Origin of the sequence: Salinivibrio sp. SS2 (assembly GCF_001722075.1) — a bacterium.
Lineage (GTDB): Bacteria > Pseudomonadota > Gammaproteobacteria > Enterobacterales > Vibrionaceae > Salinivibrio > Salinivibrio proteolyticus.
The window spans coordinates 1-6137 of the sequence record NZ_MEBP01000111.1 but is presented as its reverse complement, the minus strand read 5'-3'; the positions used below and the strand labels follow the sequence as shown (position 1 = coordinate 6137).

Here is a 6137-nt window from a genome sequence, read left to right as displayed (position 1 = left end):
GACCAACCGATTATCACCGGGCGCACGTATCATGCGACCAATGTGCCGCCTTATACCTTACCGGCACACAAAACCAAGACGGTTTGGCGCAGTGAGAGCCACCAAGGCGAGGGCTACAACGAGCTCACGTTCGAAGACCAATCGGGCAGTGAGCAAGTGTATTTACACGCCCAAAAAGACTGGCACACCGAGGTAGAAAACGACCGCGTGACCGAGATAGGTCATGACAACCACCATCAGGTACACAACGACCAATTTCATCGTGTGATGGGCAATGCGCATCATACCGTGGAGGGAGAGAGTCGCACCCGTATTGGTGGTAACCACTCCAATCTCGTCAAAGCCAGTGAGCACTATAAAGTCGGTAAGGTTCATGCGGTGGAAGCAGGGAGTGACATTCACCTAAAAACGGGCGCCAAACTGGTGATTGAAGCCGGTGCAGAAGTTACCTTAAGTGCCGGCGGTAGCTTTGTGAAAGTGGATGCGGCTGGCGTGCATGCTTCTGGTGCCGCGGTGAACTTAAACTCAGGCGGCAGCGCGGGCAGTGGCCCAGGCTTTAATGGCCAAATGGCCAAGCGTCCAAAAACCATTGATGCCTTAGCCGATCCCGAAGCCGCGCCACTCCCCAATATCCAAGCGGTTGATGTAATGACCACATCAGAAACACAGCAAGGGGCACCGACGCCATCGTGGGCGCCGAGAACAGACGATACGTCATCATTGTCGCCTCAACGTCAAGTAGAAGCACTAAAGGGGCAATCTCCTTTATGTGAGGAGTGCGAGAAGTGATGACTATCTTGGCGCATAGCAATCTTTTCGATAGCGTCCCTGACATGCAGCCGCAAGAGGGGCACCGTTTGTATTTGATGGTCGATGGCGGACAAATTGAAGACCTTGCGCAGCAACTATATGGGTTAGAAGGAGAGTTAGACATTATGCCTGTCTATACGCAACCGCCTTATGACCAGCTGCTCGCGGTTTCTCCCTTTGTTGTACGATTGACCGACGCAGTGTGGACATGGTTTACCACGCTCAATCAACCCACTGCAGGATATGTATTCGCCTCTTCACACCCCGGGCTTGACGTAGCACATCAGTTACGGGATTTCATTCAAGTGCTGTCACCCTATGGCAGTAAGGTGTTCTTAAAGCTGGCGCACAGTGAATGCATTGATGCGTTGCTATCTAATGATTTTGGTGGTTTTTGGTCCTTAATGTCTGCACTTTGGCTGCCAACGCGTGAAGGTTGGCAGGTTTATCATGCCCCTGAGTCGGCCAAATCAGTCTCGTTGCCCTATCAGCTCTCAGATCCGCAATGGAGCGCGCTTGGTACCGTGGTTTGGCGAAATCAAATACAAAGCCTTAAGCAACATATGCGAACTTACTTTCCTGAGCGTCTTACCTCTCAGTCAGATCCCGACCAATGGGTACAGACATGGGCAGACACTGCCTATCAGCAAGGATTTCATACCGGGCAAGACCTCACGCAATTTTTCAATGTGTTAGGTTTTGTGGGAGAGCAAGCGCTCGATGCATCTGTGTATCCCGATATAAGCAATCTTGTTCTTAATCCATCGGCAAGGACACCCTCTCAGCGCATCGAGCAAGCGGCCTTATTGGCAAAACACGAATCAGAACAAGCCGAGTCTCACTTATCGAACCAGCAGGAGCAGCTATGAGTGACCCAATCTCAGCGGCCAAATGTGCCAACAATCAAGATAGCCGCGACCCAACCGGACCGTGTCCTTTAAAAGGTGGCAGCGTTGGTTTTGTTCCTGTGCGTTATGCGTTCGACAATGGCTATGATCAAGACGATTACACACCAATATTTGCTTTACCTAAAAAGTGGCAAGGTGAAGCGTGGATCGATGCAGAGTATAGCCAGCGCACATTGCGCCAACTAAGGGATGGTTGGCTGTATGTCTACGACCAAGACGCGGAGCGTCTCGATGAATACCAAGTGTCTGGTACCAAACTCATTAAAAAGCTAGATGATGACAGCGATGGCGAAACATCAAGCCGTTTAAACTATCCGGTTAAACACACGGTCTATCTTGCGTTTTCGCATCTACGCTGGACGGCGCGCTTAAAAGCACTGATGCAAGAAAAGGGTCAGCTACGCAGTGCGTGGATGCGAGAGCTCGATCTTGATTATTATCGCGAGAATATGGCGCATCCACACACCGGCAGTTTAAAGCAACTCGGGCAAAGTGTGATTGATATTGGCGAGGACTCTGCGCCGGCTGGGTTATTTGCAAGTACGTGCACACCGCTTGATGAAGTCGATGATCTAGAAACCGATGAGCAAGACGTTCAACAACACCAGCAGGTTGCACAAAAGCCAGGTAGCACTGTCACTGACTACAAGGTGGACTTGGATAAACCCAATGAAGGCTTTTTTATTGCGCTGGATGATAGGTTGGCCGATGTGTCTGATTTGTTCTTGCCTTTATCTCAAGAAGTAGCGCGACAGAGTGTTATTTTAAAAGACGAAGAGAACATGCATAAGCTCCAAATGGCTGAGCTGACGCGAATGCTAGCAGGCGTGAAATTGGAGCAAGACGAAGTACCCAGTTCAGTGAAGGGTGATCCCATTAGAGAGTTGGCATTCGAGCGCCATGTTATTGACTATCTTGCGACACAACGGCTTGCTGACCAAGAGCGAGCTGCGTTAGAAAGTAACCCCAATGTCGCGACTGTGCCGATGACACCACTGCAAGAAGAGGCGTTAAATAAAGGGGCGCTTCTTGAGGAACAATACGATTACCAACTCACTGAAGAGCAAAAACAGCGTTGGTCTATGTTCAGCGATGAAGTGGATTGGGAAGCGCTAGAGGCATTTCTCTCGGACCATTACAACCAATTACAAGGCCTTGATGCGCGCATCGCCACTCGCTACAAAGACTTTATGTACGGCCTTAAACAATTAAGCACCGATCCAGTCATTGTGGGTGTAGACAATCAAGACACGGATCATTTGGTGTATCTGCTGAGCTTAGTGAGTCAATATTTGGTTGGCGTAAAACACGCGATAAACAATGAGGAAGCACAGGCTGAACTGAATAAAGTTCTGGACTTTGATCAGCCTGATAATCTCTTGGCGCTGGCGTCAGTGGGTTTCTCCAAAGAGAATTGGCAAGCACTGAATGATGAAGTGCAAAAGATTGAGCATCATTTTATCGGCTTAGATAAACCGGGAGATATGTTGGCACTGTTTAGTGCGATTGCTAACTATGATGGATTCACGGGCGATGTTCGTATCCAAGAGAAGGAATGGTTTAAATCGCTTGCAGAGCCTATTAAAAAAAGTTTTGCTGCGTTGCAGCATGCGGCATCAGGTGCGGCGGAACAGACGTGGCGAGCGACAACCAACCTGTTGTTTCCTAGCCAAATGAATACCACAAATAGTCCTCTAGGCATGATCAGTAATTTACGGCTAGTGATATTGGAGGCAATCGTTAATCCAGAAGCGATTGTTGCACACAACCCAGACTATCCGGCGCAAGTTTCGGCATGGCAGCGAAAGATGAATGCCGAAGTCGCGATCATTACACGTATTAGCCAACCTCCGGTCGGGCAACCGACTCCCAAAAATCATCAGATTCAAACCATGCATGCAGCTCAGCAGAGGTTGCAGAAGCTATTGAGTAGTGAGTTACCTCAAATGGTCACGGTGAAGTATCAAGCGGTGAATGATGCAGCGAAAAAAATGCTCAATCAAGCCATTGAGCGCATCTGGCAAAAAGGTACACAAGCTGCTCAAACATCGTGGAATAAGCTCGGTAAAATGGGAGGCATTGTTGCGATCCTCAATATTTGGAATAGCGCATCAGTCTTACATAATATTCGTTATAAAGCCGAGCAGCACCCAGAGACTAGCTTATGGGCAAACCCAGCACTAAGAGAAGCTACTTACTCGACCGCTTATGCGGTGTCCGCGATCTCGGCGGTTTGGCGAGATGCGGCATGGGAAAAAATGGTTGGGGATAAAAAGCTCTTAGAAAGAAGCTTGAGTGAAGCCTTGGAGAGGACTCCTAGTGCCTCAAAGGCAGCCACATTGAAAACCTTTGCTAAAACCACAGCGATGGTGTCGTTATTTGGCTTATTGGCAACAGGGCTAGAAACGTTGGATAGTGGTGAAAAGGTATTAGATTCAAGCAACGCGCCGATGGAAACGCTGGGGTATGCCTTAAAAGGCGTATCTACGACAGCTCAGGCGCTTGTATTTTTTATCCAACTAGGTGCAAACATCTTTAGCCGGTTCGGTATATTATCCACCAGTATCAGCTCCATTATTGCAACTTGGATGTTGAGTACGCTAATGGTTGCGGGTATCGCTTATTTGATAGCCATCGTAGTCATAAATGTTTTTAAACGCTCAGAGATAGAAAAGTGGTTGCTTCACTCTACTTGGGGGAAACAGCCTAGCCAGTGGGAGTATCTTGAGGAGCTGAAGCGTTTGGACCAAGTTATTCATAAACCTCAAATTCGACTAAATGCTACCCCAAGTCTGCGACCTTCACAATGGATGGACGCTGGTACAGAACAGTGGCAATTAGAATTAACCCTGCCTGCGTTTACTCGGGATACAAAGATTGGTTTACAAATCACCCGTAAACCCAAAGATAAGAGCTACCACTACCGTGTTGCTCAGCCAAAATCTGCAGTCGTCGTCAATGAGCGAGGTGGTACATGGAGCACAGATGAGGCATCAGGAAGCCCTATCTACCGACTAAATATGGGCGGTACCACCGACGATACGGTGGCAGTACTCGTTAGTATGCCGTTTGCTTGGCAAGTAACAGAGAATGAGACGCTGGGCTATGTGGCTATAGGCAACCACCAAGGTGATCTAACCGTAAACCCAGCACCGAAAGACAAAGAACTAGCCAAGCGTACCATTGAAGTGAGAATTGAATGATGAGTAATGGAGATAACACAGAGCTCCTCGAGAAGCAGCTGTGTGCTGCTCAGGTGATTTATTCTTGGGAATCTATGGGAGCGGGCCTGAAACACGAAAATATGGTTAAGTGGGGACTGTCAATATTTGCTGGAACATCATTTCTTTTGTTTCTTTGGTCAGTGCTCGAGAAGTTGACTGTCGACTCATTTGCTTTTTGGGTATTAAGTGGTTTTTTGACACTGATGGTTTTCGCATCAAGATACTTGTTTCTACCCGATAAACATCGCTGTTATCACTTAACTTCTTTGGGTATTCACTATACAGAAAAAGACATGATCTCTGATGTTGCTTATCAGGTAGTGCGTGGTTTTGCGTGGGTGGGAGTAGTGGTCTGTGTTATTGCCGTGTTTGTGCTCGGTCCCCTCGCGTTTGTTGGGGCAGGTGGGTTTGCGCTGATGTCGTTTGGAATGACGAATTTTCGTCCTAATGTAAATCACTCTTATATCTTGATTTCTGAGCGTACGGTTGTGTTTGACTTAGAGAATGATGGGGTGCTGTCACTTGAAGCTGCAGAGCAGGATGTGCATGCTTATGGTGGGAATATATTCACCACGACACTCGACCAAAAGCAAGAACTACTTTCTACATTACGCTCACTTTTTCCTCGTATCGAGTTTGTTAAGATAAAAAGGTTGAAAGATAAATATAAACACCCTGTTTATCAGCAAGAAGAAGAGAAAGCGGCTGAATAGTATAGCGTTCAATAACTCACTTCAATTCGGGAAGAGTGAATGATGCGTACCATTGAAGTGAGAGTAAATGAATGAGCTATAAAGAATATATAGAGCCTCCAAAAGAAAAAATCTATAATGAAAAAATAGTGCATTCTTGGGAATATAAAGGAGCCGGTTTCAAATATAATAATTTGTTAGATTGGATTTGGTCTATTTCATTCGCAGTGCTATTTCTACTTTTTCTTTGGTCTGTCATTGATGAACTTGTAACCCTCCCTGTTTTAGTGGCACTCTAAATTAGAGTTTTTCCTACTTTCATGCCTTGCTAAATACTCCCAAGGAGTCAGATCATCGAGTGAGTCATGAGGGCGTTCATCGTTGTATTCCTTCATCCATTTTTCTGTCAGGTCTCGGACTTCACTCAAGGTTTTGAACACGTACATGTTGAGTATTTCTGTCCGATAAGTTCGGTTAAATCGCTCTATATGGGAGACTTACAA

5 protein-coding genes and 1 pseudogene are annotated in these 6137 nt (G+C 46.9%); 5 read left to right on the top strand and 1 reads right to left on the bottom strand.

Features of this window, described 5'->3' with window-relative positions; genetic code table 11:
- The 5 genes from BGK46_RS14305 to BGK46_RS14285 all read left to right on the top strand — a co-directional run.
- Positions 1–789, top strand: a 789-nt coding sequence (locus tag BGK46_RS14305) for a bacteriophage T4 gp5 trimerisation domain-containing protein (RefSeq protein ID WP_084781483.1), incomplete at its 5' end; no start/stop codon positions are given.
- On the top strand, positions 789–1679 hold the full coding sequence (locus BGK46_RS14300) for a DUF4123 domain-containing protein (protein ID WP_069590351.1): 891 nt from the start codon (positions 789–791) through the stop codon (positions 1677–1679). The genes BGK46_RS14305 and BGK46_RS14300, both read left to right, overlap by 1 nt.
- Positions 1676–4921, top strand: coding sequence for a T6SS effector BTH_I2691 family protein (locus tag BGK46_RS14295; RefSeq protein ID WP_069590350.1), 3246 nt, complete (start codon positions 1676–1678; stop codon positions 4919–4921). Before BGK46_RS14300 ends, BGK46_RS14295 begins: the two co-directional genes overlap by 4 nt.
- Entirely contained in the window at positions 4918–5655 is a 738-nt protein-coding gene (locus BGK46_RS14290; RefSeq protein ID WP_069590348.1) for a hypothetical protein, read from the top strand. Before BGK46_RS14295 ends, BGK46_RS14290 begins: the two co-directional genes overlap by 4 nt.
- 71 nt (positions 5656–5726) lie before the next feature.
- Entirely contained in the window at positions 5727–5933 is a 207-nt protein-coding gene (locus tag BGK46_RS14285; RefSeq protein ID WP_069590346.1) for a hypothetical protein, read from the top strand.
- On the opposite strand, the pseudogene BGK46_RS17210 reads toward BGK46_RS14285, so the two are convergent.
- Positions 5919–6128: pseudogene (locus BGK46_RS17210) on the bottom strand (integrase core domain-containing protein); the annotation flags it as partial. The gene BGK46_RS14285 and the pseudogene BGK46_RS17210 overlap by 15 nt on opposite strands.
- Positions 6129–6137 lie beyond the last annotated feature (9 nt).

What these genes read in the sequence shown, in the direction of transcription:
- BGK46_RS14300 (WP_069590351.1), top strand. Translation starts at nt 789, where the DNA reads ATGACTATCTTGGCGCATAGCAATCTTTTCGATAGCGTCCCTGACATG.
- BGK46_RS14295 (WP_069590350.1), top strand. Translation starts at nt 1,676, where the DNA reads ATGAGTGACCCAATCTCAGCGGCCAAATGTGCCAACAATCAAGATAGC.
- BGK46_RS14290 (WP_069590348.1), top strand. Translation starts at nt 4,918, where the DNA reads ATGATGAGTAATGGAGATAACACAGAGCTCCTCGAGAAGCAGCTGTGT.
- BGK46_RS14285 (WP_069590346.1), top strand. Translation starts at nt 5,727, where the DNA reads ATGAGCTATAAAGAATATATAGAGCCTCCAAAAGAAAAAATCTATAAT.